Origin of the sequence: Cloacibacillus porcorum, from assembly GCF_001701045.1 — a bacterium.
Lineage (GTDB): Bacteria > Synergistota > Synergistia > Synergistales > Synergistaceae > Cloacibacillus > Cloacibacillus porcorum.
Window position 1 is genome coordinate 2,698,153 of record NZ_CP016757.1, and the last position, 21,314, is coordinate 2,719,466.

Consider the following 21,314-nt stretch of genomic DNA (forward strand, 5'->3'; position numbering starts at 1 on the left):
GGACGCGCGGAAAGCATATATCCAGCCATGCCGCCCGACAGCGAGATGGCAAATACCTACCGCACCTCTATTAAGAGGAAACTATGGGAATCTTAGCTTCATTTACTGCGCGTCTCAGAGGCCGGAAGCGCGGTGCGTGGTTAGATTTACAGCCTCAGTACGCCGAGGATCAGCTCTGCAGCCTGCCGCCGCACATCTCTACCGATTTGGAGGCGCCTATCCGGTCCGCGCCGGCTGCTATTAGGCGCGCGGCAAAATCCGCGCTGCGTATGCCGCCAGAGGCCTTGATCTTAAGAGTCTCCCCCACCGTCTCCCGCATCAGCCTGACGTCTTCCTCCGTCGCCCCGGCGGTGGAAAAGCCGGTGGAGGTCTTTACGAAGTGCGCGCCCGCCGTCATTGCGGCGCGGCAGGCGCGTATCTTTTCCTCTTCCGTAAGGAGACAGGTTTCTATTATCACCTTGACGACGCACAGGGGGACCGCTTCGACTACGGCCTTGATGTCCTTTATTACATCTTCATCTGCGCCGTCTTTTATTAACCCTATATTTATCACCATATCGATCTCCGAGGCGCCGTCCTCCGCGGCCTTTTTCGCCTCAAAGGCCTTGGAGGCGCTGCTCGCCGCTCCAAGCGGAAACCCTACGACGGTACAGACGGAGACAGAGGTTCCCTTAAGCAACTCAGCCGCCAGAGGTACGCGCGAAGAGTTAACACAGACAGAGGCAAAACCAAAGCAGCGTGCTTCGGCACAGAGTTTTTTTATGTCTTCGGCCGTAGCCTCGGGTTTGAGATTAGTATGGTCTATATAGGGCGCCAGATTCATCTATTACTTCTCCCTTTCCTTACCCAATTCCGTTATCCGCTGTTTCAGAACCTCGTCAAATATTGTCAGTCCCGGTATTGAACTCGATTTCGGATACCTGTGGGTCAGCTTATAATATACAATATCCGGAGGGGAGTCGTAAACCTTTTGAAATACCGCATTTGGAGACTCTTTCTTGAACTGCCCTGCGGCAGATTCCGGAATCATACACCACTGCCCCGGATGTTTCATCAGGGAGGTCACGAGATTCACCGAATCGAGCTTCACCTTAAAAGACTTCATCGGGTCCCATATATGGTCATGCCATAAACGGTATCCTCCGCTCCATTCGATATAGAACTCGTCCTCCTGTTTCAAATCATCAGGTTTTATAAATTCTCCTTGGACCTCTCCATCATAGGGAATGCGCGCCGCGATAAATCCTTCTTTATAGAAGGGCTCTATCTGAACATAACGCGTATTTTCCTCGTGCAGGGTGATCGCCACGTCAAGCGCGCGGCTTTCTACGGCCTGGTACATCTGGTCGGAAGGGTCGGTCAATATACGCAGATATACCGGAGGTTCATGTTCAAGCAGTATGTTGTATATCTCAGGAAGCAGGCGGCAGTTGACACTCTCTGAGCCTCCTATGGTGAGAGAATAGGCAGAACCGGGACTGCGTGCGTTTCCAATCTCTCTGCTGACCTCCTGCCATTTGAGCGCGAGCGGAAGGAATCCCTCGCCGGCGGGCGTCAGACGAATAGATTTCATACCCTTCTGGCGGTCTACCAGTATCATGCCCATCTCGCTCTCCAGCTCGCTGAGATTATAGCTTATCGTCGACTGAGTGACGTTAAGAAGCTCGGCCGCTTTTCCGAGAGTACGCGACATGGCGACTGCAAGAAAGGTCTCTATCCCCTTTTCGTGCATTCTCATCACCTCCCTAAATTATTCTATTCTATTTCTATCTTTTTATCAGCTTATTTTAACAAAGTAAGCATCGCTCCCGCGGCGACCGCCGTTCCTATAACGCCTGCGACGTTTGGCCCCATGGCGTGCATCAGGATATACTGTCCTGGGAATTCCTTAGATACGACCTTCTGACATACGCGTGCCGCCATCGGTACGGCTGAAACTCCGGCCGCGCCGATGATAGGATTGATCCTGCCGCCGGACAGCACCTTCATAACCTGGCCAAAGACAACACCGCCTGCGGTGCTGAAGATGAAGGCGACAAGTCCCAGACAGATTATCTTAATAGTCGCAATCGTCAGAAAGGTTTCGGCACTCATCGTCGCGCCAACGGAGATTCCGAGGAATATCGTCGTGGCGTTTAGCACCTCGTTCTGCGCGGCGAGCGAAAGACGCTCCGTACAACCGCATTCACGCATAAGGTTCCCAAACATCAGCATCCCAATAAGGGGGACAGCCGCGGGAAGAACGAGACCGCAGGCCAGTGTCGATACTATTGGGAATAGGATGCGTTCGGTACGCGAGACAGGGCGCAGCTGCTCCATCTTTATCGAACGGTCGGCTTTAGTTGTAAGCAGCTTGATGACCGGCGGCTGAATAAGAGGGACAAGCGACATGTAGCTATAGGCGGCCACAGCCACAGCCGGCAAGATCGCCGGGGCCAGTTTCGCGCAGAGATAGATCGCCGTCGGTCCGTCCGCCCCGCCGATGATTCCAATACCGGCGGCCTCCTGGATAGTAAATCCCATCAGCATCGCGCCGATAACGGCGACAAAGACACCAAGCTGTGCGGCGGCGCCAAGCAGGAAGGTGACTGGATTCGCCAGCAGCGGGCCAAAGTCGGTGAGCGCGCCGATACCCATGAATATTATGATGGGGTATATCTCATGGTTTATACCAAACATAACATAATATAAAAATCCTCCCTCGTCGATGATCCCAGAAAGAGGAAGATTCACGAGCAGGCAGCCAAAGGCTATCGGCATGAGCAGCAGCGGCTCAAAATCCTTGGCGATCGCAAGGTATAGCAGGACGAACGAAACACAGAGCATCAACAGATTGCCGGTCGTAAGGGCGACAAAACCCGACTGGTCGACAACCCCTTTTAGAGCGGTCATATATAGTTCCATCGTTATTTACCCTCTGCGGTCTTTTTGTCAAACGACGCAGCCAGCTTGCCGGTGGCCTTCATTACCAGCATGAGTCCTATTATTACAAGAAAAACGATACTCATGGAGATGAAGGACATGATAAGCGCCCCCATCGGTCCGACAAAATATGAACTAAGAGAAGACGTAATAGGCATCGCAAATTGCCTCCTAATTTTTTGGCATGGAATATTATTCCATTGTACAGAATTAATTTGGAACAGCACTATCAGTATAAAAAAATTTTAGAGGTGGGTATTCCGGGGAGATACTATTCTCTCTTCTGGACTGTTTTAGGGTTGCTGATGCCGCAGTAACGGGCATTAGCCATATAGATATCGGTAAGCAGATAGGTGGTGATACTTGGCTCCGCCCCTATTTCCAGCAAAAGCGGAAGGTTAGCACGGAAAGATTCAAATGGACTCTCGTCTCGGTTACGAAGGCTCTTTACCACCCCGGCGGGGACAGAATCCGCGGGGACGGAGATGGTGCCAAAGGATATATCATTTGCGCTGACGGAAAGGTACATGATATCGGCGTCGGCGTTGGCATAACCCGGAGAGGCGACAGACATAGGCAGCCCTGCCGCAAAGAGCATGACGATAAGCGCAAACAACGCCAGCGTTATCTTTTCTTTGGTCCGTATAGAAGAGATAATCATCATTCATGCCCCCTCTCTTTTAGCTAATAGCTTCACATAGATTAAATACCATTTAACTTAATATTTCAACTACATTCTACTATTTAAATATTTAACCCATGAATTTTTTCATAAGATATGTGCAGATTATTACCACAGCGCACATCACGATAATCCCGAGAGTCCCCGAACCGCTGATTATTTCAGCAGACGCCTCGGCCGGAAGCGCCGCGAAGGTGAGGAAGGTGAACAACAACAAAAGCAGAAAAGTTTTATTTTTCATCGAACAGCCGCCTTTCTAAGGGCACAAAAAAGAACCTATCAGAATAACGCCTCTGATAAGTGCTGTTCACTATTTTTATATCATAAAATGAGAGGAAGTCAACAATAAAATCAGTAAGATTTATCGAAAAGCAGACTACTTTCCGAGATTTTCACAAAAATTTGCATTATTTCAATACTAAAATTGCCGTCATCCCCATAACACGGCATCTCTATACATCAAGTACCACATAAACAACGAAGGGGCGGCCGCCACATGGACGGCCGCCTTTACGAAGAAAGAGTTTATTAGATGAACGCAGGTTCGAAGAAGAGATCGTTCTCGGCAAACCTTGCAAGGCGGAAGCGGTGCAGGTCGACAAATGGCGTCTCTCCCATAAGCATCTCCTTGCAGACACGCCCGCCGGAGGGACCGAACTGAAGGCCGTGACCGCTCCAGCCGCAGTTAACGAGAAGCCCCTCTACCGGGGTCCAGTCGATGATCGCGTTATGGTCCGGCGTATTGTCATATGGGCCCGACCACTGGCGCACGACGCGGACGCCTCTGAGGGCCGGTATTCTCTTGAGCACGCTCTTGGTGACGCCTTCGAGGAACTTGGCGCTGTTTCCGGCCTCTACCGTATGCGGCTCGCCGGGGTCGTCCCGTCCGAACATGAAGGTACCGTTCGGGCACTGCTTAAAGTAGGCTCCGTCGTCGAGGCAGAGAACCATCGGGCAGTCGAAAACCTCCACAGGCTCCGTGATGAGGATGTTGTGGCGCTCGGGATAGACGGGAAGCTCCACGCCGACGGTCGCCGCCAGCGGCGTAGACCAGGGGCCGGCGGTAAGGAGCACCTTGGGCGCGTGCCACTCTTCACCGCTCTCCGTCACGACGCCCTTTATCCTGCCGTTTTCCGCGAGCAGCTTCGCGACGGGAGTGTATGTCTTTATCTCCGCCCCGAGACGGCGCGCGGCATGTCCGTAGGCCAGCGTCAGCGTCTGCGGATTGATATGTCCGTCGTCGCCGCAGAAGGCGGCGCCCAGGATGCCGTCAAGATTCAGATAGGGCCAGCGCTCATGTATTTCGGCGGGCGTCATCATCACAGAGGGGATGTCGAGGCTCTTCTGAAGCGTGACGTTCTTGTTAAGCTGCTCCATGCACGAATCCGAGTAGGCAACCCACATATAGCCCCACTGCGTGAATTCAAGCTTCATCCCCGTGTCGAGCTCCTCCTCAAGCGTCGGGAAGACGGAGAGGTTGTACTTCGCCATACGGAGGTTGACCTCGGTGCCGAAGTGCTGGCGAAGGCCGGCCGCGGAACGGCCCGAACCGCCCGATGAGAGATATTCTTTTTCAAAGAGGACCGTTTTCACTCCGGCCTTCGCAAGTTCATAGGCGGTAGCTGCTCCATGCACACCGCCGCCAACAATTATTACATCAGCAGTTTTTATCGTCATGGCACATTACCTCCCTAGTCTTCGTCGGCCAAGAGCATGGCCTTTACCGGCTTCACGGGAGGACGGATGACTCCCGCCCTCACCTCGGCGATGGGTTTGCCGGTGGCGCGCGCAAGCTCGCGTATGATGATGTCGCGGCATCCGCGTCCCTGGCATGGCCCCATACCGACGCGAAGGATGCGCTTCAATTCGTCAAATTCGGTGTAGCCCGCCGCGATCCACTTGCGGATCTCGTCGATCTCTATCTCTTCACAGCGGCATATCACATTTACTTTCGCCATTTCAGCACACCACCTTTATCGCGCGTATTTGATCGGCCATCTCTTTCGGAATGACGACGCTGACCACGTAGGTGCGGTCTTTCGAGGGTTCGGTGACCGCTATGACTTCTCCATCCGCTACGGCCTCTCCTGTACGGTCGAGGCATTTGACGGTTTTGCCTTTTTCCGGCAGCGGCAGCATTTCATAGGGGAGTTTGATCACGGCTTTGTCCGCCGCGTAGGTCATGTCTATTACGAAGCAGGCCAGCCCAGGGCATCTGGAGACGCAGATTCCGCACCCCGTGCATTTGGCGTAGTCTATCTGCGGCACGTCGTTTATGTCTTCAAAGGGGAGGACGGCTCCCGTTGGGCAGCTGGTGTAGCAGGGGTTGCAGGGGATGCGTTTCGGGCATTCGATTACCACGTAGCCGCCTTTTTTGGTTTCCCACGCCTCCTGCGGCGGCAGTACCGCACCTTCGGTGTGTTCCACGAGGATTCCGCTGTTGAATAGTTTTTCTTTATCGCATGTGCAGCCCATTGTCTACGCCTCCCATCTTTCTACGAGGACCTGACCTATTCCGGCGAGGATTTTTTCTCCCACTTCTCCGGCGCGGAGGTGGTGGAGTCTGGTCCAGTATTCTTCGAATTTTTTGTCTTCTACTTTGTGGCCGAGGGCTTTGGCCGCCGCGTGGCCCGCTATGCGCCCCTCTACCATGGCCGCCGAGGCCTCTTCTATGCCGGAGGCGTCTCCCGCAACCCAGATGTCAGGGTTGCTGGTGCGCATGGTTTTGTCTCTGAAGGGTACGTAGCCGCAGAGCTGCGGTACGAACTGCATTTTGCAGCCCGCCTGCCAGAAGAGTTCGGTGGTCGGCGTGAGGCCTACGGCCATGCAGATGATGTCGCAGTCTATTTTACGGGGCTCGCCTATGAGCTGGAATTTGTCGTCGAGTTCCTGGATGACTGCTCCCTCGAGGACTTTGTCGCCTATGGCCTCGACTATGGTGTGTCTCAGGAGGATGGGGATGCCGAGTCTTCTTATTTTCGCCGCGTGGACCCAGTAGCCGCCGATTTTAGGCATGGCTTCTACTACCGCCGCCACTTCGACTCCCGCCTGGGTGAGCTGGTAGCTGACTATGAGGCCGATGTTCCCCGCTCCCACCATGACGACTTTTTTGCCCGGCACGACTCCGTAGACGTTCATGAGGGTCTGTACCGCTCCCGCTCCGTAGACTCCCGGAAGGTCGTTGTTGGGGAAGGGGATCATTCTCTCCTGCGCTCCCGTCGCCACGACCGCCTTTTTGGCTTTCACGCGGTAGTAGTTCTCTTCTCCCTCCATGACGGTGTAGACTCCGTCTTCGGGATAGCAGCCCGTCACGGTGGAGTTGCAGTTGATTTTTACTTTGTCTCCCAGCGACGATATTTCGTCGAGCAGGATGTCGGCTATCTTGTAGCCGCGCGTTCCCGCGTATTCGTCTCTGGAACCGAAGAATTTATGGGTCTGTTTGACGAGCTGGCCGCCGGGATGGAGGTCGCTCTCGATAACCGTGACGCTGGCTCCCGCAGTCGCCGCTTCCGCCGCCGCGCAGAGGCCCGCCGCTCCGCCGCCTATTACGAGGAGGTCCGTCTCATGTATTTTCTTCATCTCTTATACCCCTCCTTAACAGACTTCCAAAGGAACGCGGCCTTTGTCCCTCTGGGTCTCGACCTTCATGCCCGCCGTAAGCGGCGTGACGCAGGTGCGGACGTTGGGGACGCCGTCGACCACCATGAAGCAGGAGCTGCATTTGCCGATCGCGCAGAAGAAACCGCGCGTCCTCTTCATCTCCGGCGTGATGCGGTAGATGTGCACCCCGTTCGCGTGCAGCGCCATCGCTATCGGCTCCCCTTCGTATCCTTTGAGCTCGCGCCCGTCGAAGGTAAATGTCACTTCCCGACCGTGTTTGTAGTCCAGTATCGGGTGATTCTGTATCAGTTCCATGCCCTCTCTCCCTCCTTGGTCTCGATGAAAATATAATCCGCACAATAATCTTAACAAAATAACTAAACGATAATATAATACACTGCTTTATATTGTTTGAAAAATGATGTTTATGGTTATATATTATCGAATTTATCAATATTTAAAACACGCAATTATGTTATATTTATGTGATTTTTATAGATAATAATTAATTAAATTTTATTTTATAGTGGGACAAACAGGCCTTGTCACTTTTTTACAAATTCAACGCGCCTATTATTTCTTTCATTTCCCTTTTTGCTCATTTTTAAGCAGCTCTTAATTATCGAATTTATGTGAATTAGCTCTCAAACTATCTCTCTGATATAATTACGTTAATCTTAGAGGGGGAGGAATTTGTTTTGAAGATCGAAGGCATACCTTACCAGACCGTTGACTGGAACAAGATAGAGGCCGTACCTCACAGGGGCGAGAGCGGAGAGGCTCTTTGGCGGACATTTGAGAAGGGTAATATCCGCGCCCGGCTCGTGGAATACGGCCCCGGTTATCTCGCGGACCACTGGTGTCCGCGCGGACATGTGCTCTTTGTCCTTGAGGGCTCCGTCATCTCCGAGCTGGAGGACGGGACAAAGGAGGAGCTTACGCCGGGTATGGGGTATGTCGCCGAAGACGACGACAAGAACCGACACCGCTCTTTCTCGCCGAACGGAGTCAAGCTGTTCATCGTAGATTAGAGAAAAAGAGGGCGGCCGCGGCCGCCCCTTTAAATTTTATTCTTCGGTATTTTCTTCCGTAATCTTTATCTGATGTATCTTGTCCTCGAAGCCGAATACCGAACCGTCGATCTTGTTTACCTCGACATCTATCTGTTCCATGTTCGCGAAACGGTAGCCCTCCGGCAGGCGGTTCGCGAAACGCTTTATCTTCAGCAGCGCCTGGAGGTAATTTCTTTCCGTCTTTCTGAGCAGGTTTGCGCATTCCATCGCGTCGGGCATCTCGTATTTCGCAAAGAGGCGCGCGATCGCGATGTTCACCTCGCGCTCCATCTCGTCGCTCCATATGTCGCCGAGGACCCTGCGGACGCGCTTTCTTTCGTTCTGGTCCTTGATCTGCGCGAGCATCTGCGTTATCTCGCGCAGCGCCCCCTCGACCTCTTTGGTCACAGAGCGAACGTCGCGGCGCGGCATCGAGCACTCGGCGATCATGCGGGCCTCCGTCTCAACGGTGACCTCCTTTTTTAACAGCCTGCCGATCGCGGGAAGCAGCTTTATCTTCGCCTCCTCGCGCGGCTTGTCGAGCGTCTCAAGGTAGAGTATCGCCGTGTCGTAGTCAAAGTTTTCGCATTTGCTGCGCGGGATGTACGACACGTATCCCGTATCGAAAAATCCCTTGCGCCCCGCGCGGCCCGCCATCTGCATGAATTCATTCTTCGTCAGCGGCCCGTCGATGAATTTCGCCATCTGGCCGAAGACCACCGTCTCCGCCGGCAGGTTCACCCCCAGAGAGAGCGCGTCCGTCCCCGCGACCACGTCTATTATCCGTTCGCGGAAAGCCATCTCGACAAGCAGCTTTTCTTTCGGCAGCATAGAGCCGAAGTACATGCCTACGCCGCGCAGCATCGTCTCTGGAACCTTTTCGACCTCGAGTATCTGAGACATCTCGCGCAGGCGGGCGCGCTTGTCACGCTCCACTTTGCGGCGGGTCTTCGCGATCTGCGCCGCGATCCATTCGACGCCCTTTTTGGAAAAGGCGAAGACGAGCGCGTCGTGGATCTGGTTGAAGCGCAGTCCGCGCTGCTTGTAGACGAGCTTAGTGACGCGGTTCTCCGTCTCAAAGAGGGTGAAGTAACGCCGCGCCATCTCTTCGAGGTAGGCCCGTACCTTATCGGGGTTGCCGAAGGTTGCGGACATCACAAGGATATCGCTCTCTTCGTCCGTGCGGCGCAGGCCGTCTATGTAGGCGCGCGCGCGTTCCGGATCGTTGAAGATGAAATGAAATTCGTCAATTATCACCTTTTGTCCGGGGATGTGGGCATATTTTAGGGTATATATCTCCTGCGTGCAGCAGAGCACCTCGGCTCCCGCGTTTTTCTTGAAGTCACCCGTCTCCAGCCCCACGTCGAAGCCCATAGATTTGAGTTCGAGGTAACGTTCGTTTGAGAGGGCTTTGATCGGCGCGGTAAAGATCACGCGTCCCTCCGGCATCTGAGGCGTGCCGTCGCGGCTCATAAGGCCGGCCCATATATAGGCGACCCAGGTCTTGCCGCTGCCTGTCGGGGCGGAGAGGATCGCGTTCTTCCCCGCTATTTTCTCAAGCGCTTTTTCCTGCCATTTATAGAGCATATTATAGTTTCATGCGCATCACGGGAAGGAGGCGTTCAGGCATTCCCTCCGTCTGCTCTTCTCCTATCTTCTCCGCTCCCATATGTCGGTAAAACTCCTCGGCGTTCGGGTCGGATACTATGTAAAGTTCATCGGCTCCCATCGTCTCGGCCATCTCGCAGGCGTGAAGGAAGAGCTTGCCCCCCAGCCCCGTACCGATCTCGTCGGGAAGCACCCACAGGTGTTCAAGCCACCATTTGTCACCCTTCTTCTCAAGCGCGTAAAAGCCGACCTTTTCGTCGGTATCCTCATGCTCTATGAGGTAAGACGGGTTGTTTTCGATAAAATCCTGCTCAATGCTGAGCATATCCCGGAAGATGTTCATCACATCCACGGGGTAATCCCAGTAAGACTTGGACCTCCAGGCTATATCCGACAGATCTTCCGCCTCTTCTGGTTTGGCCGGACGTATTCGAACGTCGTCATCGTACATCTATCAATCGTTCTCCCCTTATATTAAGATATGCGACGTACATTGTACCACAACGCCGCGGAATGGGGGTAACGTACTCTTTGCAGGGACGGGGTGCAGGCCCGGTTACCCTCCGTCACGGAAGGGCTGCCTCCGTGACGGCCTTAAACTTGAACTCAGAGGCTGCGGCGTGACAGCTCCCGCACCGCGAATTTCAGCAGCGAGGGCAGTATATCCAGCGAATAGCGCAGGTGCAGCCGTTCATCTTTTTTATGCGGCGATTCCCCGCTTGGGCCGAGGTTGATGACCGGCAGGCCAAGCCCCTGCATCTCTTTGAGCGGGATGTTATAGATGCTTCCCCAGCCGGGCATGTTGCCGCTGAGAGCGCGCACGTCGTCGTCTGATATCTTCGCCCCGACGTAGCTGAGGTCGCAGAGCCCCGCGAATAGCTCCGACTCCGTCATCTTGAGGCCGTATTTTTCCTCGCACTCCGCCTCGACGGCGCGCGCCGTTTCAACTGCCGCCCGGTCGCGTGGGTCGTCCGTGAGGTCGGTGCGCACCGGCAGCCACGGAGGCAGGAAGAAACAGACGATATATGGCCCCTCGACACCGGAACGGTCGGCGATGAAATCTACACACTTTATGCCGCGCGCGCGCATGTCGCCGGGAGGCAGCGTCTCCGTGTAATGGCGCAGCTCCTCGTCGAAAGAGGCTCCGTGATGTCTGCGCGCCAGCTCCGTGAGCTCCTCCAGCGTGTAGACCGCAGGCTCCACCGGCACAAACTCCGCCCCCTCATAGCCCAGCGCGAGCAGCGCGCGGTAGGAGGCGGTGAGCTGCTCCGAGCTCTGGCGCAGCGCATAGGCGGCGACGCCGCGCATCTGCTTCATCACCAGCGCTGGGGTGTTGTTGGTCGTAAAGCAGTTGAAATACGCGTAGGCTTTGTCGGGGACTGTGACGCTGTAGAGGTCGTGCAGCGCCTTCATGTCGAGGCAGATCCACGAGGGCTGACAGACGCCGTGCAGCGGGTCCGCGAGATAGGGGTTGCCCTCGGCGTAGGAGACCAGCCGCGAGGCGGCGAGCAGTGCGGAAAAGCCGTTGTAGCAGTTTCCCACATGGGCATCGCGGCCACGGATGTAAAAGCCTGGCATCAGTTTGCCGAGCGTGCCGAGAAAGACCATCGGGCCGACGACGCCGGAGCGTCCCGCCTCTCCCGGCTCGGTATTGAGCGCCGCTAGAAAATCGAGCCCCTCCGCCTGCATCGCCGCCAGGGCCAGCAGCGCGCCGCGCATTCCGGCGGAGGAATTTTCCTCGTCCCCCACCAGCGCCATGACCAGATTCACATCGAACAGGGAGCGGTCCTCGGCGAACTCCTCGATGATGGCCGTTTCGAGCGCCGCGCCGCACTTCATATCCATCACGCCGCGCCCGTAGAGTACGTCAGAGTCCGCGCCGAATATCTCCGCGAGCCGGTCGGCGTTGAAGGCATGTTCGGCGATATCGCCGTAACATTTTACGTCGACGACGTCGTAGTGGCCGATGAGCAGCACCGTGCGCGCCGTCTTTTTGGCGGCGTCGACGCGTGCGACAAGCGACTTCAGTTTATAGAGAGAACCCTCCAGCGGCGTATCGACCAGCTGAAGATGTCCGGGGTTTTCACGAAAATAAGGAAGCTTTGCAAGTTTTTCAAAGAGCCATTCGCCGGGCGCGCTCTCCGCGGCGCTCTCCGTAACACTCGGCAGCGCGACAAGTTCTTTTATCATCGATAATAGATATTCTCTGTCCATAATTACCGCCTCCTAAACTTTTTAAATAATATCACAATACGGCGGTGGATAAAATCGCGGTCATGGCTGGAAACAGGTCCGCTCCTAGTATTCCGCGCCTCTCCAGGATAAGCCTCCCGCTTATGGAGGTGCTTCACCCGCAAAGCGGGAAAATTTTCTCCCTTGACATTCCTCCCCGCGGCTGTAAAACTTGTCAAAGAACTTTTGAGAGGATGTTTTACTCAATGGCCAAACCATTTATCAAGCCCGTCATCACGCCGAGGGAGGCCGCGGCCTACGCCGCTCCCGGCAAGAGCCTGATGGTCGGCGGCTTCAACTATGGCGGCGCGCCCTACACGATAATTGAGGCGCTCTGCGATAGCGGCGTGAAAGATATAGATCTTATCTGCGTCGACACCAGCTACTTCCAGACCAAAGTTCCCGGCCCCGTAGGCGTGGCGCGGCTCGTGACAAACGGTCAGCTCCGTTCGCTCGTCGCGTCGCATATCGGCCTCAATAAAAAGACGCAGGAGCTGTACACCAGCGGAAAATTGAAGATAGAGCTGATACCGATGGGCACCTTCGTCGAACGTATCCGCGCGGGTGGCGCGGGGCTCGGCGGCATACTTACGCCAACCGGCGTGGATACCGTCTACGAGGAGGGACGCGAGACCGTCGAACTCGACGGACGGCGCTACATCCTTGAGCGGCCGCTGCGGGCAGATACCGCCTTCATCCGCGCCTATAAGGCCGACGCGGCGGGCAATCTCGTCTACTACGGGACAAACCGGAACTTCAACCCAACGATGGCGACCGCGGCGACAAGGGTCGTGGCGGAGGTGGACGAGGTGGTGCCGCTTGGCGAAATAGATCCCAACAATGTCGTAACCCCGGGAATATTTATTGACGCTCTGGTATTGAAGGGAGATGGCGAATATGCTTCCAGAACTTAATGAGAGAGAGGCCCGCGCGCGCATCGCCAAGAGGGTCGCATCGGAGCTTGAGGACGGCGCGCTAGTCAACCTCGGCATCGGCATCCCGCAGCTCGTGCCGGATTATCTGCCAAAAGGGGTACGGCTCATACTGCAGACGGAAAACGGCGTCATCAACGCCGGCGCAAGTGCGGACAGGCACGACCTGCGCGTCATCGACGCGGGCGGCACGCCGGTATCGGTGCTGCCCGGCGGCGCGCTCATCTCCTCGGAGCTCAGCTTCGCGATTATGCGCGGCGGCCATATTGACGTCACCGTTCTCGGCGCGCTTGAGGTCGACCGCGAGGGAAGCCTCGCAAACTGGATGATCCCCCAGGTACGGGTCCCAGGCATGGGCGGAGCGATGGACATCGTCACGGGGGCAAAAAAGGTCTACGTCGCGACGCGCCACTTCGACAAAGAGGGGCGCAGCAAGCTCGTGCAGAAGTGTTCGCTGCCACTTACTGGGCGCGGCGTGGTCGACGTCATCGTCACCGAATACTGCGTGGTGCGGAACATCTACGGCCATATGGTGATGACCGAGATCGCCGAAGACACCGGTCTCCAGGCGCTGCTCGACCGGACGGAGATGCAGATCGACGTCAGCTCTCAGCTCCGACGAGTAGATTTTTAAAACGGCTAAATATCCGCGCTACACACCCTCTCAATTAAGGTGAAACAGATGCGCGATATTCTCTTTAAGCTGCGCCTTTAGCCTCTGGATGCAGTCACGGGAATGTCTGTGACAGTATTTTTCATTTGTAAGGGCACGGAACATCGTCTCAATGACACTGTCCTTCCACGGTGTTAGACTTAGATAGTGCCAGTAGAGCATATCGGCATTAGAGCCAGTATATGCGACCCATGGTTTGGTACGACCACTAAAATGCCATATTCTTTCGAGGGAAAAAAACTTGTCGAAATGGTCTATCTTAGAGTCCGTATTGTATTTGACATCTAAATATACGATATCTCCCAGATATTCGGCGTTGAGAAAATCCTGGTCGGGCAAAAAGGGTAAAAAACGGTCGAAATACTTCGCCGCACGCTTAAGGAGCGTCCCCTTCTCCCCGGCCTCGCGGCGCATCTTTTCCAAATTCATGAGCAGCACACCGGAATTTATGTAACGCTCTCTCGTAAGCCCTCTGCCATCCGTTTTGATCGCAGCCTTCGTGGTCTTTATCTCCGGCAGAGGCCTATATACATCGTCAAGTACGCCCGCAAGCGCGTATCCTCTTTCGTATAACCTAGTATTCCAAAGCTCTTCGACATCCAGCGCGACTACAATATCACAGTCAAAATAGAGCACTTCTTTTATTTCCGGCAAAAGCTCCGGCATCGCCAGCCGATAAAGACAGCCTCTGGAACATATTCCGCAAAGTTCGTCTATATCTACTTTAGTAATATTGTCAAAGCAGTCTGACACGTTTATAAAATCTATTTCACGGCGGCAGGCTACCCCGCTCTTTGAAGGAGCTAAAAGAGCTGTTTTCTCAAGCATCCTGCGATTTTCTTCCGAAAGGGTTTCGTCGTGGAGGATATGGAAAGATACAGCGGCGTCCGTGTTCATCAACAAAGAGACCATCACTACGCCTGCATTGCGGGAATAACTGCCCTTGGGGTCATAGATCGAAAGTGCCACGTCTATGACCTCGTGATTTTTTGCTGACATTATCCCACAAATGGGATCGTTCACATCGACCACCCTCTCAATCATTATATAATTTCCTACAGTATATCACCAAGACTCCGCTCCACGTTCAAAACACGCACCATTACCGTGTACGCGCTAATATGGTCAGCTCCTAGCTCCCGCGCGTCATAAACCGTTCGATATCCTCGTTTTAAAGTCTGAGACCTGCCGCTTCCTCCAGCGCCCGGATCTGCCGCAGATAGGTGCGGTTGACGGGGACGGCGAGGCCGTGCCTGTCGGCGATCTCGACCACCGTGCCGGCAAAGGCACCGACCTCAGTAGGGCGGCGCGCCTCGATATCCTGCAACATCGAGGTCTTTCCCTCGGCGCCCAGCATATCCATGATCCGGAAACAGTCGTCGATCTCCGGCGTTCCCAGAGAGATCCCCTCCGCTCCGGCCACGGCGGCGGCCTCCTCCATCGCCGAACGCATCAGGGCGCGCGCGGAAGAAGAACGCTGCATCATCCCGTAGGTAAATCCGAGGATCGCGGAGGTCTGGTTTAACCCCGTATTCATCATGAACTTCTTCCAGAGGCTCGTTATCATATCCTCCGGTATCTCATACTCAATGCCGGTACGCCGGAAAAACTCTTCCACAGCCGTCACGTTCTCCGAATAACGGCCCGGCTCGTTGCGCGCCTCTCCGAAGGGGATAAAGCCGGTATTCTTGCAGAAGGTGCAGTCACCCTCACGCGTCGCGTCTATCTTCATCGCGTAGGAATAGAGCACCCGCTCCGCGCCGTAACGCTCCATCAGCACCTTTTCGCTCGTGACGCCGTTGAGCGGCGCGATGATCACCGTCTCGGGGCCGACAAAATCCCCTATCTCCTCCACCGCCGCCGCGAGCTGGGTATTCTTCACGGCGACAAAGACCAGATCGGCTGGGCGCTCTCCGCTGCCAGGCTCCGCGACATTAAATCGGTACTGCCTGCCGTTATAGGTTATACCATTTTTACGGTAGCGTTCGGCGCGCTCACCGGCGGCTACGACCCGAATCTTCTCGGGAGACAGATGCTCCGCGATCGTCGTCAGATAGGCGCATCCGACCGCTCCCAGCCCGATAAGGGCGATATTCTCTATCTTCTTCATATTAATCATCTTCCATTTCGTTACAGGTTTGTTTTTTCGTCTCCCCAGACTCTCTCTTCCCGCGTTGGAGGCGGTGCAGCAGATACCAGATGCCGCCGTAGATGATCGGTGAGAGGCCCAGTAAAACGGATAGCGCCGTAATACCGCCCATCCTCATATACGAGGTCTGGATGAAGGCGTCCCCCAGAAAATACCCCGCCGCCAGCAAGACGGCATATAAACCGGCGGCCTTCAGCGGCGTAAGGTCGCCGGCGAAGCTGCACAGCCCCCACAGCACGACGCAGACAAGCAGCGCGGCGGCGATTGGATGTTCAAAGACCAGCAAAAGCAGGAATACCCCGCCGGTTACGATCACAGACATCTCTTTACCTCCTCGTATAATAAGTTAGTTGTTCAAGAGCACGTTTCATAGTATTGTTCTTGTACAAAACATACAGACGCTGTGGGCTGGTATAACCTCCTACCGCATAGACGGTTTCCTAAAGGCTCCAGCCACAGCTTTTTACTTGACCGGTGATTAGTCAGATACCGCTTCGACGGTTTATATATAACGAGGATCCGTTGGTAAAAAGTATGTGGTTTCCCAGCGTGCTGTTTCTTTTTGAAAGTGGGGATGGTCTTGATTTATGTTGGTATTGATGTTGCCAAGGATAAGCATGACTGCTGCATTCTTGGCGATTCTGGCACGTGTCTGCGGGAGTCTTTCTCCTTTTCGAACGACAAGGAAGGTTTTTCAAAGCTCATTGCCGCCATTTCGGCTGTTTCCGGAAAGAGCGCAGACTCTTCTCAGATAAGGACAGGACTTGAAGCTACCGGACATTACAGCGCAAACCTTGTGGCTTTCCTCCGTTCCAGCGGATTTCAACCCGTGGTGTTCAACCCTTTGCGCGTGAAGCTTTATCGACAGGCAATTTCACTGCGCAGAACAAAAACAGACAAGGCCGACGCAAAATGTATCGCGGGGATACTGATGTCAGAAGTCTCAAGTCCTGTCACTGTATCTTACCAGATTCAGGAGCTAAAGTCTCTTACACGCCACAGGCACAGGCTAGTTGCCATTTGCAGCAGATCAAAGGTTTCCATGTCCAGAATGGTCGACTTGCTTTTTCCAGAACTGCCCTCTTTAGGGCTCAGAACGGGGCAGGCGTCTACACTGGCGCTTATGGCAGAACTGCCGGGGGCGGATATGATTGCCGCGTGTCGCATCGACCGGCTGACAAATATCCTGCGTTACGCATCAAAGGGCAGGTATGGGAGAGAAAAGGCTGAGGCAATAAAATCAATGGCGAAGAATTCTATTGCCAGAACAAGCAAGGCTCTTTCTTTAGAACTCTCTCAGGTCATTGAGCAGATACGTTTCTTTAAACGACAGATCGCGTTTTTGGACAGACAGATCGCGGCTATGGTCGCTGAAATAAATACGCCGCTGCTGACGATTCCTGGTATTGGCTTTCGTACCGCCGCCGTCATACTTGCGGAGATAGGCGATATACGACGCTTCAAAAAACCTGACCAGCTTCAGGCCTTCGCTGGACTTGACCCGTCCACATATCAATCCGGCAAGTTCAACGCGGCGAACACGCCTATGGTCAAACACGGTTCGACATATCTGCGCTGGTCTCTGATGCAGGCGGCAAGGCTCTGTTCTATCCACTGCCGTGACTTTCGAAACTATATGGAGCACAAGATTGCCCAGGGAAAACATTACTTTGTCGCTTTGGGACATCTTTCAAAAAAACTCATACGCGTTATATTCCACATGCTTTATACAAACGAGGTATTCGTTTCAATGGCTGCCTGATTTAGGATGCCATCACAAACTACTTCTCGTTTCTGACTTCTGGCTTGGGAAGAGGTCAATTTCTGTATGCTTTTGTCAAGGTACGATGTTTTCCTAGTTCTTTTACTCTTTTTTGTTACTTTCCTCTTGACTTCGTATAGTCAGTCTTAAACCAAGAGCCAATTTTAAGATATCCCCGTATACTCTCGGGGCGGGCCGCTCCGCGGCGGTGTATAATTTTAAATATCTTAACGCATAACGGCAAAGTTATACATAAAACAGCCGAAAATCCGGCAAAAGATCGGAGGAGATAAAGATGGGAATTACGGCAGGAATCATGGTTCCGCACCCGCCGCTCATAATACCGGAGGTTGGGCGCGGAGAGGAGCGGACCATCATAAAGACAATCGAGGCATATAGGGAGGCCGCCGCTTTCGTCGCGGACTCCGCGCCCGACACTGTGGTCGTCATATCGCCGCACTCCACCCTCTACGGCGACTACTTCCACATCTCTCCCGGCGAGCGCGCCTCCGGCAGTTTCGCGCGCTTCGGCGCGCCAACGGTCTCCCTCTCCGTGGACTACGACGAGGAATTTGTCCGGGAACTTGAAGCCGCGGCGGCAAATACCGGACTGGCGGCGGGAAGGCTCGGAGAGCGGAACAGAGAGCTCGACCACGCAACGCTTGTGCCGCTCCATTTTCTCGCCGAGGCCTGCGGCGGGATAAAGGCAAAAGTTGTGCGCGCCGCGCTCTCCGGCCTTTCGCTCGCCGAACACTACCGCCTCGGCATGCTCATAAAGGAGACATCTGAGAGGCTCGGGCGGCGGACGGCGGTCATCGCCAGCGGCGACCTTTCGCACCGGCTCAAAGAGGATGGACCATACGGATTCAACCCCAGCGGTCCACTTTACGACGAGCGTATCATGGCAGTGATGGGGAACGGCGATTTCGGCGAGCTCTTCAACTTTTCCGAGGGGTTCTGCGACAGCGCGGGAGAATGCGGCCACCGCGCCTTCGTCATCATGGCGGGATGCTTCGACGGTACGGAGGTGGAGGCAAAGCGCCTCTCCTACGAGGGGCCCTTCGGCGTCGGCTACGGCGTCTGCACCTTTCACGCGGCGGGGCCGGATGAAAAGCGCCGACTGCTCGCCGAATTCGAGAAAAAAGAACGCACGGAGTTAGCGGCGCTGAAAGAAAAAGAGGACGCTTACGTCCGACTCGCACGGGCGGCGGTCGAAGCATACGTCACCGGCGGCGAAAAGATCGCCGTACCGGCGGGACTTCCTGAGGAGATGCTCTCCCACCGCGCAGGAGCCTTCGTATCGCTTAAAAAAGAGGGAAGGCTGCGCGGCTGTATCGGCACCATCGCGCCCACCGCCCCCTCAGTGGCGAGTGAGATTATCAACAACGCCGTCAGCGCGGCGACGGCGGACCCGCGCTTTGACCCCGTAGAAAAAGAGGAGCTCGCGAAGCTGGTCTACAGCGTCGATATCCTCGGCGAGACGGAAAAGATAGACTCCGCCGCCAAACTCGACGTGAAACGCTACGGCGTAATCGTCACAAAGGGAGGCCGCCGCGGCCTGCTGCTGCCCAACCTCGAGGGCGTGGACAGCGTGGAAGAACAGATCTCCATCGCAAAGAAAAAGGCGGGCATCGGCGCGAACGACAAGGTCCAACTCGAAAGATTCGAGGTGGTACGCCATCACTAGGATAAATTGCCCCGTATGCTTCCGGCGCTGCCCGCTCGAAGAGGGCGAAACCGGCTTCTGCCGCGCGCGGCGGAATACCGGAGGGCGCAGCGTCAGCGTGAGCTACGGGAAGATTACCTCGGCGGCGCTCGACCCGGTGGAGAAAAAACCATTTGTGAAATTCCACCCCGGCAGCCTCATTCTCTCTGTCGGCACCTTCGGCTGCAACATGGACTGCCCCTTCTGCCAGAACTACGAGATCGCGGGCGCGGGAGAGGGGGGCGTCCCAACCCGCAGTATTTCTCCGACGGAACTCGCCGCGCTCGCCGACGAACTGCGCGGCCGCGGGAACATCGGGGTCGCCTACACCTACAACGAACCGCTCGTCGGCTGGGAATTTGTGCGCGACAGCGCCGCCGAAGTAAAAAAGCGCGGGCTGAAAAATGCCGCCGTCACCAACGGCTCCGTCTCGGCGGAGACGCTCTCTGAACTGCTGCCCTACATTGACGCCTATAACATCGACCTCAAGGGCTTCACAGACGAATACTACAGGAAACTCGGCGGCAACCTGGAGTCGGTAAAAGAGTTCATAAAGACAGCCGCCTCCAAAGCCCACGTCGAACTGACGACCCTCATCGTACCGGGAGAAAACGACGGCGACGATGAAATGGCGGCGCTTTCCGCCTGGATCGCCTCCGTTGACAGGAAGATCCCCCTCCACCTCACACGCTTCTTCCCCCGCAGGCTCATGAGCAACAGAAAACCCACGGAGACGGCGCTACTGCGCCGATTGGCGGAAATCGCGGCGAAACGGCTCGACACCGTCGTCATGGGAAACATCTAGCACAAAAAATACATGTTCCGTCTTTGCGCAGGGCATACAAAAAGTGCGGCAGGTAAATCCTGCCGCACCTATCTAAAGGGAGAGGGTATAGTCTGTGAGTGGGGACAGACTCGTAAACTCTTTCTTTTATATAACGCGCAAAGCTCTTACATCGCCTTCGCGGCTACCTTCGCGCCCTCTTTTTCTTTTCCGTAATCGCGCCAAACTTCGCCAATTTCCATAACAACCGCAAAGACAAGGCTGCCTACCGCTGTAAAGACGGTGATCCCATACATAAACATTTCTCCATACGCCATTGTGACAACCTCCTCAAGATGTACTATATTTAAACTCTTCGGAATCGGCCGTTCCTGATGGCATTAATAATATCAGTCCCTCATAGATTAGTAAAACGACAAAAATAGATATGTAACATGAAAAAATATCATGTCTGTGGAGATAAAAAAAGGCGGCGGAGAAACCTCCGGCACGCCTATTCTAAAGAAAGGAGGAGCAAAATCCGCCGCGCGGAGACAGACGTCAAACTGAATGCAGCTGCCTCCGCACACCTGCCATCCCGGACTCTTTTCATCACAGTGACTGCCGCCCCATATTTCACGCACCGCCATCACTGCCGCAAAACAAAAGCTGCCAGCCGCCGTAAAGGCGGTAAGTGCTATCAACATGATCTCCGCAAATGTCATTGTGACGACCTCCTCTTATATCGCTGAATTTTATTATTTATGAATTATCTGTTCCTTATGGTTAGATAATACCAGCCCTATATAGATTAGTAAAACGACAAAAATAAATATAAAACATGAAAAAATATCATGTATAACCACACAAAAAAGTGCGGCCGCAAGGGCCGCCTCTTTCCCTAGGGAGGGATATATTTAGCAGCCGGCTCTCTCTCCCTCAGCCCGAGGGGCCGCTGCTCCGGCTGGCTCGCTCCAAATCGTCACTTTCAGCATATACAGTGAGAATACGGCGGAGACCAGTGCCGTAATTCCCATCGTACTCATCAGAATTATCTCACCTAACTGCATTGCCACTACCCCCTTCGTCTGCCTTCAACGTGCGCAGAGTATAGCCAAGAGGCGATAGATAAGTAAATCAAAACATTTCTCTATTTCGCTTCTGATACGTAATTTTACCTAGAGGGAAAAAGCCTGTGCCCAAGTGGTTTTATCGGCATTTAACAAGCCAGCCT

At 54.6% G+C, this 21,314-nt stretch carries 25 protein-coding genes; 6 read left to right on the forward strand and 19 right to left on the reverse strand.

Annotated features, from left to right (window positions below; translation table 11 throughout):
* Positions 1 to 169: 169 nt before the first annotated feature.
* From deoC to BED41_RS12295, 11 genes are all read right to left on the reverse strand, one after another.
* Complete coding sequence (deoC, locus tag BED41_RS12255) at positions 170 to 823, reverse strand: deoxyribose-phosphate aldolase (protein ID WP_066746742.1); 654 nt, start codon at positions 821 to 823, stop codon at positions 170 to 172.
* A 3-nt stretch (positions 824 to 826) separates the two neighbouring features.
* Positions 827 to 1,732 carry a LysR family transcriptional regulator gene (locus BED41_RS12260; protein WP_066746745.1) on the reverse strand — a complete coding sequence of 302 codons (906 nt, stop codon included), beginning with the start codon at positions 1,730 to 1,732 and terminating at the stop codon, positions 827 to 829.
* A 50-nt stretch (positions 1,733 to 1,782) separates the two neighbouring features.
* Positions 1,783 to 2,904, reverse strand: coding sequence for a sodium ion-translocating decarboxylase subunit beta (locus BED41_RS12265; RefSeq protein WP_066746748.1), 1,122 nt, complete (start codon positions 2,902 to 2,904; stop codon positions 1,783 to 1,785).
* 2 nt (positions 2,905 to 2,906) lie between these two features.
* On the reverse strand, positions 2,907 to 3,080 hold the full coding sequence (locus BED41_RS16205) for an OadG family protein (RefSeq protein ID WP_084002443.1): 174 nt from the start codon (positions 3,078 to 3,080) through the stop codon (positions 2,907 to 2,909).
* A gap of 113 nt (positions 3,081 to 3,193) precedes the next feature.
* Positions 3,194 to 3,586, reverse strand: a complete 393-nt coding sequence (locus BED41_RS12270; protein ID WP_066746750.1) for a hypothetical protein — start codon at positions 3,584 to 3,586, stop codon at positions 3,194 to 3,196.
* Positions 3,587 to 3,674: 88 nt separating this feature from the next.
* Positions 3,675 to 3,845, reverse strand: a complete 171-nt coding sequence (locus BED41_RS16530) for a hypothetical protein (protein ID WP_157102349.1) — start codon at positions 3,843 to 3,845, stop codon at positions 3,675 to 3,677.
* Positions 3,846 to 4,132: 287 nt separating this feature from the next.
* Positions 4,133 to 5,281 carry an NAD(P)/FAD-dependent oxidoreductase gene (locus BED41_RS12275; RefSeq protein WP_066746752.1) on the reverse strand — a complete coding sequence of 383 codons (1,149 nt, stop codon included), beginning with the start codon at positions 5,279 to 5,281 and terminating at the stop codon, positions 4,133 to 4,135.
* 14 nt (positions 5,282 to 5,295) lie between these two features.
* Positions 5,296 to 5,562 (reverse strand): (2Fe-2S)-binding protein, encoded by a 267-nt coding sequence (locus BED41_RS12280; protein ID WP_066746755.1) that lies wholly within the window; start codon positions 5,560 to 5,562, stop codon positions 5,296 to 5,298.
* 1 nt (position 5,563) lies between these two features.
* Complete coding sequence (locus BED41_RS12285) at positions 5,564 to 6,079, reverse strand: 4Fe-4S dicluster domain-containing protein (protein WP_066742655.1); 516 nt, start codon at positions 6,077 to 6,079, stop codon at positions 5,564 to 5,566.
* A gap of 3 nt (positions 6,080 to 6,082) precedes the next feature.
* Positions 6,083 to 7,183: an NAD(P)/FAD-dependent oxidoreductase gene (locus BED41_RS12290; RefSeq protein ID WP_066742657.1), complete on the reverse strand. Its 1,101-nt coding sequence runs from the start codon at positions 7,181 to 7,183 to the stop codon at positions 6,083 to 6,085.
* 15 nt (positions 7,184 to 7,198) lie between these two features.
* Positions 7,199 to 7,519, reverse strand: coding sequence for a (2Fe-2S)-binding protein (locus tag BED41_RS12295; protein WP_066742659.1), 321 nt, complete (start codon positions 7,517 to 7,519; stop codon positions 7,199 to 7,201).
* A 383-nt stretch (positions 7,520 to 7,902) separates the two neighbouring features.
* Here BED41_RS12295 and BED41_RS12300 point away from each other — a divergent pair, with 383 nt between their 5' ends.
* Positions 7,903 to 8,235 carry a DHCW motif cupin fold protein gene (locus BED41_RS12300; RefSeq protein WP_066746758.1) on the forward strand — a complete coding sequence of 111 codons (333 nt, stop codon included), beginning with the start codon at positions 7,903 to 7,905 and terminating at the stop codon, positions 8,233 to 8,235.
* A gap of 36 nt (positions 8,236 to 8,271) precedes the next feature.
* Here the strand turns inward: BED41_RS12300 and BED41_RS12305 are convergent, their stop codons facing one another.
* The 3 genes from BED41_RS12305 to BED41_RS12315 form a co-directional block, all read right to left on the reverse strand.
* Positions 8,272 to 9,843 carry a DEAD/DEAH box helicase gene (locus BED41_RS12305; RefSeq protein ID WP_066746761.1) on the reverse strand — a complete coding sequence of 524 codons (1,572 nt, stop codon included), beginning with the start codon at positions 9,841 to 9,843 and terminating at the stop codon, positions 8,272 to 8,274.
* A 1-nt stretch (position 9,844) separates the two neighbouring features.
* Positions 9,845 to 10,315, reverse strand: a complete 471-nt coding sequence (locus tag BED41_RS12310; protein ID WP_066746764.1) for a GNAT family N-acetyltransferase — start codon at positions 10,313 to 10,315, stop codon at positions 9,845 to 9,847.
* A 155-nt stretch (positions 10,316 to 10,470) separates the two neighbouring features.
* A complete protein-coding gene (locus tag BED41_RS12315; protein WP_066746767.1) occupies positions 10,471 to 12,078 on the reverse strand; it encodes a M20/M25/M40 family metallo-hydrolase in 1,608 nt (535 codons plus the stop codon).
* A 224-nt stretch (positions 12,079 to 12,302) separates the two neighbouring features.
* On the opposite strand from BED41_RS12315, the gene BED41_RS12320 reads away from it, so the two are divergent.
* Both BED41_RS12320 and BED41_RS12325 read left to right on the forward strand, forming a co-directional pair.
* Complete coding sequence (locus tag BED41_RS12320; protein ID WP_066746769.1) at positions 12,303 to 13,010, forward strand: CoA transferase subunit A; 708 nt, start codon at positions 12,303 to 12,305, stop codon at positions 13,008 to 13,010.
* Complete coding sequence (locus tag BED41_RS12325; protein ID WP_066746772.1) at positions 12,994 to 13,662, forward strand: 3-oxoacid CoA-transferase subunit B; 669 nt, start codon at positions 12,994 to 12,996, stop codon at positions 13,660 to 13,662. Before BED41_RS12320 ends, BED41_RS12325 begins: the two co-directional genes overlap by 17 nt.
* A 30-nt stretch (positions 13,663 to 13,692) precedes the next feature.
* On the opposite strand, the gene BED41_RS12330 is transcribed toward BED41_RS12325, so the two are convergent.
* The 3 genes from BED41_RS12330 to BED41_RS12340 all read right to left on the reverse strand — a co-directional run bounded on the left by BED41_RS12330 (position 13,693) and on the right by BED41_RS12340 (position 16,172).
* Complete coding sequence (locus BED41_RS12330; RefSeq protein ID WP_066746775.1) at positions 13,693 to 14,745, reverse strand: glycosyltransferase family 8 protein; 1,053 nt, start codon at positions 14,743 to 14,745, stop codon at positions 13,693 to 13,695.
* A gap of 127 nt (positions 14,746 to 14,872) precedes the next feature.
* Complete coding sequence (locus BED41_RS12335; RefSeq protein WP_066746778.1) at positions 14,873 to 15,811, reverse strand: ketopantoate reductase family protein; 939 nt, start codon at positions 15,809 to 15,811, stop codon at positions 14,873 to 14,875.
* Position 15,812: 1 nt separating this feature from the next.
* Entirely contained in the window at positions 15,813 to 16,172 is a 360-nt protein-coding gene (locus BED41_RS12340) for a hypothetical protein (RefSeq protein ID WP_066746780.1), read from the reverse strand.
* 252 nt (positions 16,173 to 16,424) lie between these two features.
* On the opposite strand from BED41_RS12340, the gene BED41_RS12345 reads away from it, so the two are divergent.
* The 3 genes from BED41_RS12345 (at position 16,425) to amrS (ending at position 20,122) form a co-directional block, all read left to right on the forward strand.
* Positions 16,425 to 17,612, forward strand: a complete 1,188-nt coding sequence (locus BED41_RS12345) for an IS110 family RNA-guided transposase (RefSeq protein ID WP_229712273.1) — start codon at positions 16,425 to 16,427, stop codon at positions 17,610 to 17,612.
* 295 nt (positions 17,613 to 17,907) lie between these two features.
* On the forward strand, positions 17,908 to 19,299 hold the full coding sequence (gene amrA, locus BED41_RS12350; protein WP_066746785.1) for an AmmeMemoRadiSam system protein A: 1,392 nt from the start codon (positions 17,908 to 17,910) through the stop codon (positions 19,297 to 19,299).
* A 1-nt stretch (position 19,300) separates the two neighbouring features.
* Entirely contained in the window at positions 19,301 to 20,122 is an 822-nt protein-coding gene (gene amrS / locus BED41_RS12355) for an AmmeMemoRadiSam system radical SAM enzyme (RefSeq protein WP_066746788.1), read from the forward strand.
* A 146-nt stretch (positions 20,123 to 20,268) separates the two neighbouring features.
* On the opposite strand, the gene BED41_RS16535 is transcribed toward amrS, so the two are convergent.
* Both BED41_RS16535 and BED41_RS16540 read right to left on the reverse strand, forming a co-directional pair.
* Positions 20,269 to 20,418, reverse strand: coding sequence for a hypothetical protein (locus tag BED41_RS16535; RefSeq protein WP_157102350.1), 150 nt, complete (start codon positions 20,416 to 20,418; stop codon positions 20,269 to 20,271).
* 579 nt (positions 20,419 to 20,997) lie between these two features.
* Positions 20,998 to 21,150, reverse strand: a complete 153-nt coding sequence (locus tag BED41_RS16540) for a hypothetical protein (RefSeq protein ID WP_157102351.1) — start codon at positions 21,148 to 21,150, stop codon at positions 20,998 to 21,000.
* Positions 21,151 to 21,314 lie beyond the last annotated feature (164 nt).

Bases quoted from the DNA above. Each gene is read 5' to 3' on its own strand.
- deoC (WP_066746742.1), bottom strand. From the start codon at position 823: ATGAATCTGGCGCCCTATATAGACCATACTAATCTCAAACCCGAGGCT.
- BED41_RS12260 (WP_066746745.1), bottom strand. From the start codon at position 1,732: ATGCACGAAAAGGGGATAGAGACCTTTCTTGCAGTCGCCATGTCGCGT.
- BED41_RS12265 (WP_066746748.1), bottom strand. From the start codon at position 2,904: ATGGAACTATATATGACCGCTCTAAAAGGGGTTGTCGACCAGTCGGGT.
- BED41_RS16205 (WP_084002443.1), bottom strand. From the start codon at position 3,080: ATGCCTATTACGTCTTCTCTTAGTTCATATTTTGTCGGACCGATGGGG.
- BED41_RS12270 (WP_066746750.1), bottom strand. From the start codon at position 3,586: ATGATGATTATCTCTTCTATACGGACCAAAGAAAAGATAACGCTGGCG.
- BED41_RS16530 (WP_157102349.1), bottom strand. From the start codon at position 3,845: ATGAAAAATAAAACTTTTCTGCTTTTGTTGTTGTTCACCTTCCTCACC.
- BED41_RS12275 (WP_066746752.1), bottom strand. From the start codon at position 5,281: ATGACGATAAAAACTGCTGATGTAATAATTGTTGGCGGCGGTGTGCAT.
- BED41_RS12280 (WP_066746755.1), bottom strand. From the start codon at position 5,562: ATGGCGAAAGTAAATGTGATATGCCGCTGTGAAGAGATAGAGATCGAC.
- BED41_RS12285 (WP_066742655.1), bottom strand. From the start codon at position 6,079: ATGGGCTGCACATGCGATAAAGAAAAACTATTCAACAGCGGAATCCTC.
- BED41_RS12290 (WP_066742657.1), bottom strand. From the start codon at position 7,183: ATGAAGAAAATACATGAGACGGACCTCCTCGTAATAGGCGGCGGAGCG.
- BED41_RS12295 (WP_066742659.1), bottom strand. From the start codon at position 7,519: ATGGAACTGATACAGAATCACCCGATACTGGACTACAAACACGGTCGG.
- BED41_RS12305 (WP_066746761.1), bottom strand. From the start codon at position 9,843: ATGCTCTATAAATGGCAGGAAAAAGCGCTTGAGAAAATAGCGGGGAAG.
- BED41_RS12310 (WP_066746764.1), bottom strand. From the start codon at position 10,315: ATGTACGATGACGACGTTCGAATACGTCCGGCCAAACCAGAAGAGGCG.
- BED41_RS12315 (WP_066746767.1), bottom strand. From the start codon at position 12,078: ATGGACAGAGAATATCTATTATCGATGATAAAAGAACTTGTCGCGCTG.
- BED41_RS12320 (WP_066746769.1), top strand. From the start codon at position 12,303: ATGGCCAAACCATTTATCAAGCCCGTCATCACGCCGAGGGAGGCCGCG.
- BED41_RS12325 (WP_066746772.1), top strand. From the start codon at position 12,994: ATGCTTCCAGAACTTAATGAGAGAGAGGCCCGCGCGCGCATCGCCAAG.
- BED41_RS12330 (WP_066746775.1), bottom strand. From the start codon at position 14,745: ATGATTGAGAGGGTGGTCGATGTGAACGATCCCATTTGTGGGATAATG.
- BED41_RS12335 (WP_066746778.1), bottom strand. From the start codon at position 15,811: ATGAAGAAGATAGAGAATATCGCCCTTATCGGGCTGGGAGCGGTCGGA.
- BED41_RS12340 (WP_066746780.1), bottom strand. From the start codon at position 16,172: ATGTCTGTGATCGTAACCGGCGGGGTATTCCTGCTTTTGCTGGTCTTT.
- BED41_RS12345 (WP_229712273.1), top strand. From the start codon at position 16,425: ATGGTCTTGATTTATGTTGGTATTGATGTTGCCAAGGATAAGCATGAC.
- amrA (WP_066746785.1), top strand. From the start codon at position 17,908: ATGGGAATTACGGCAGGAATCATGGTTCCGCACCCGCCGCTCATAATA.
- BED41_RS16535 (WP_157102350.1), bottom strand. From the start codon at position 20,418: ATGGCGTATGGAGAAATGTTTATGTATGGGATCACCGTCTTTACAGCG.
- BED41_RS16540 (WP_157102351.1), bottom strand. From the start codon at position 21,150: ATGCAGTTAGGTGAGATAATTCTGATGAGTACGATGGGAATTACGGCA.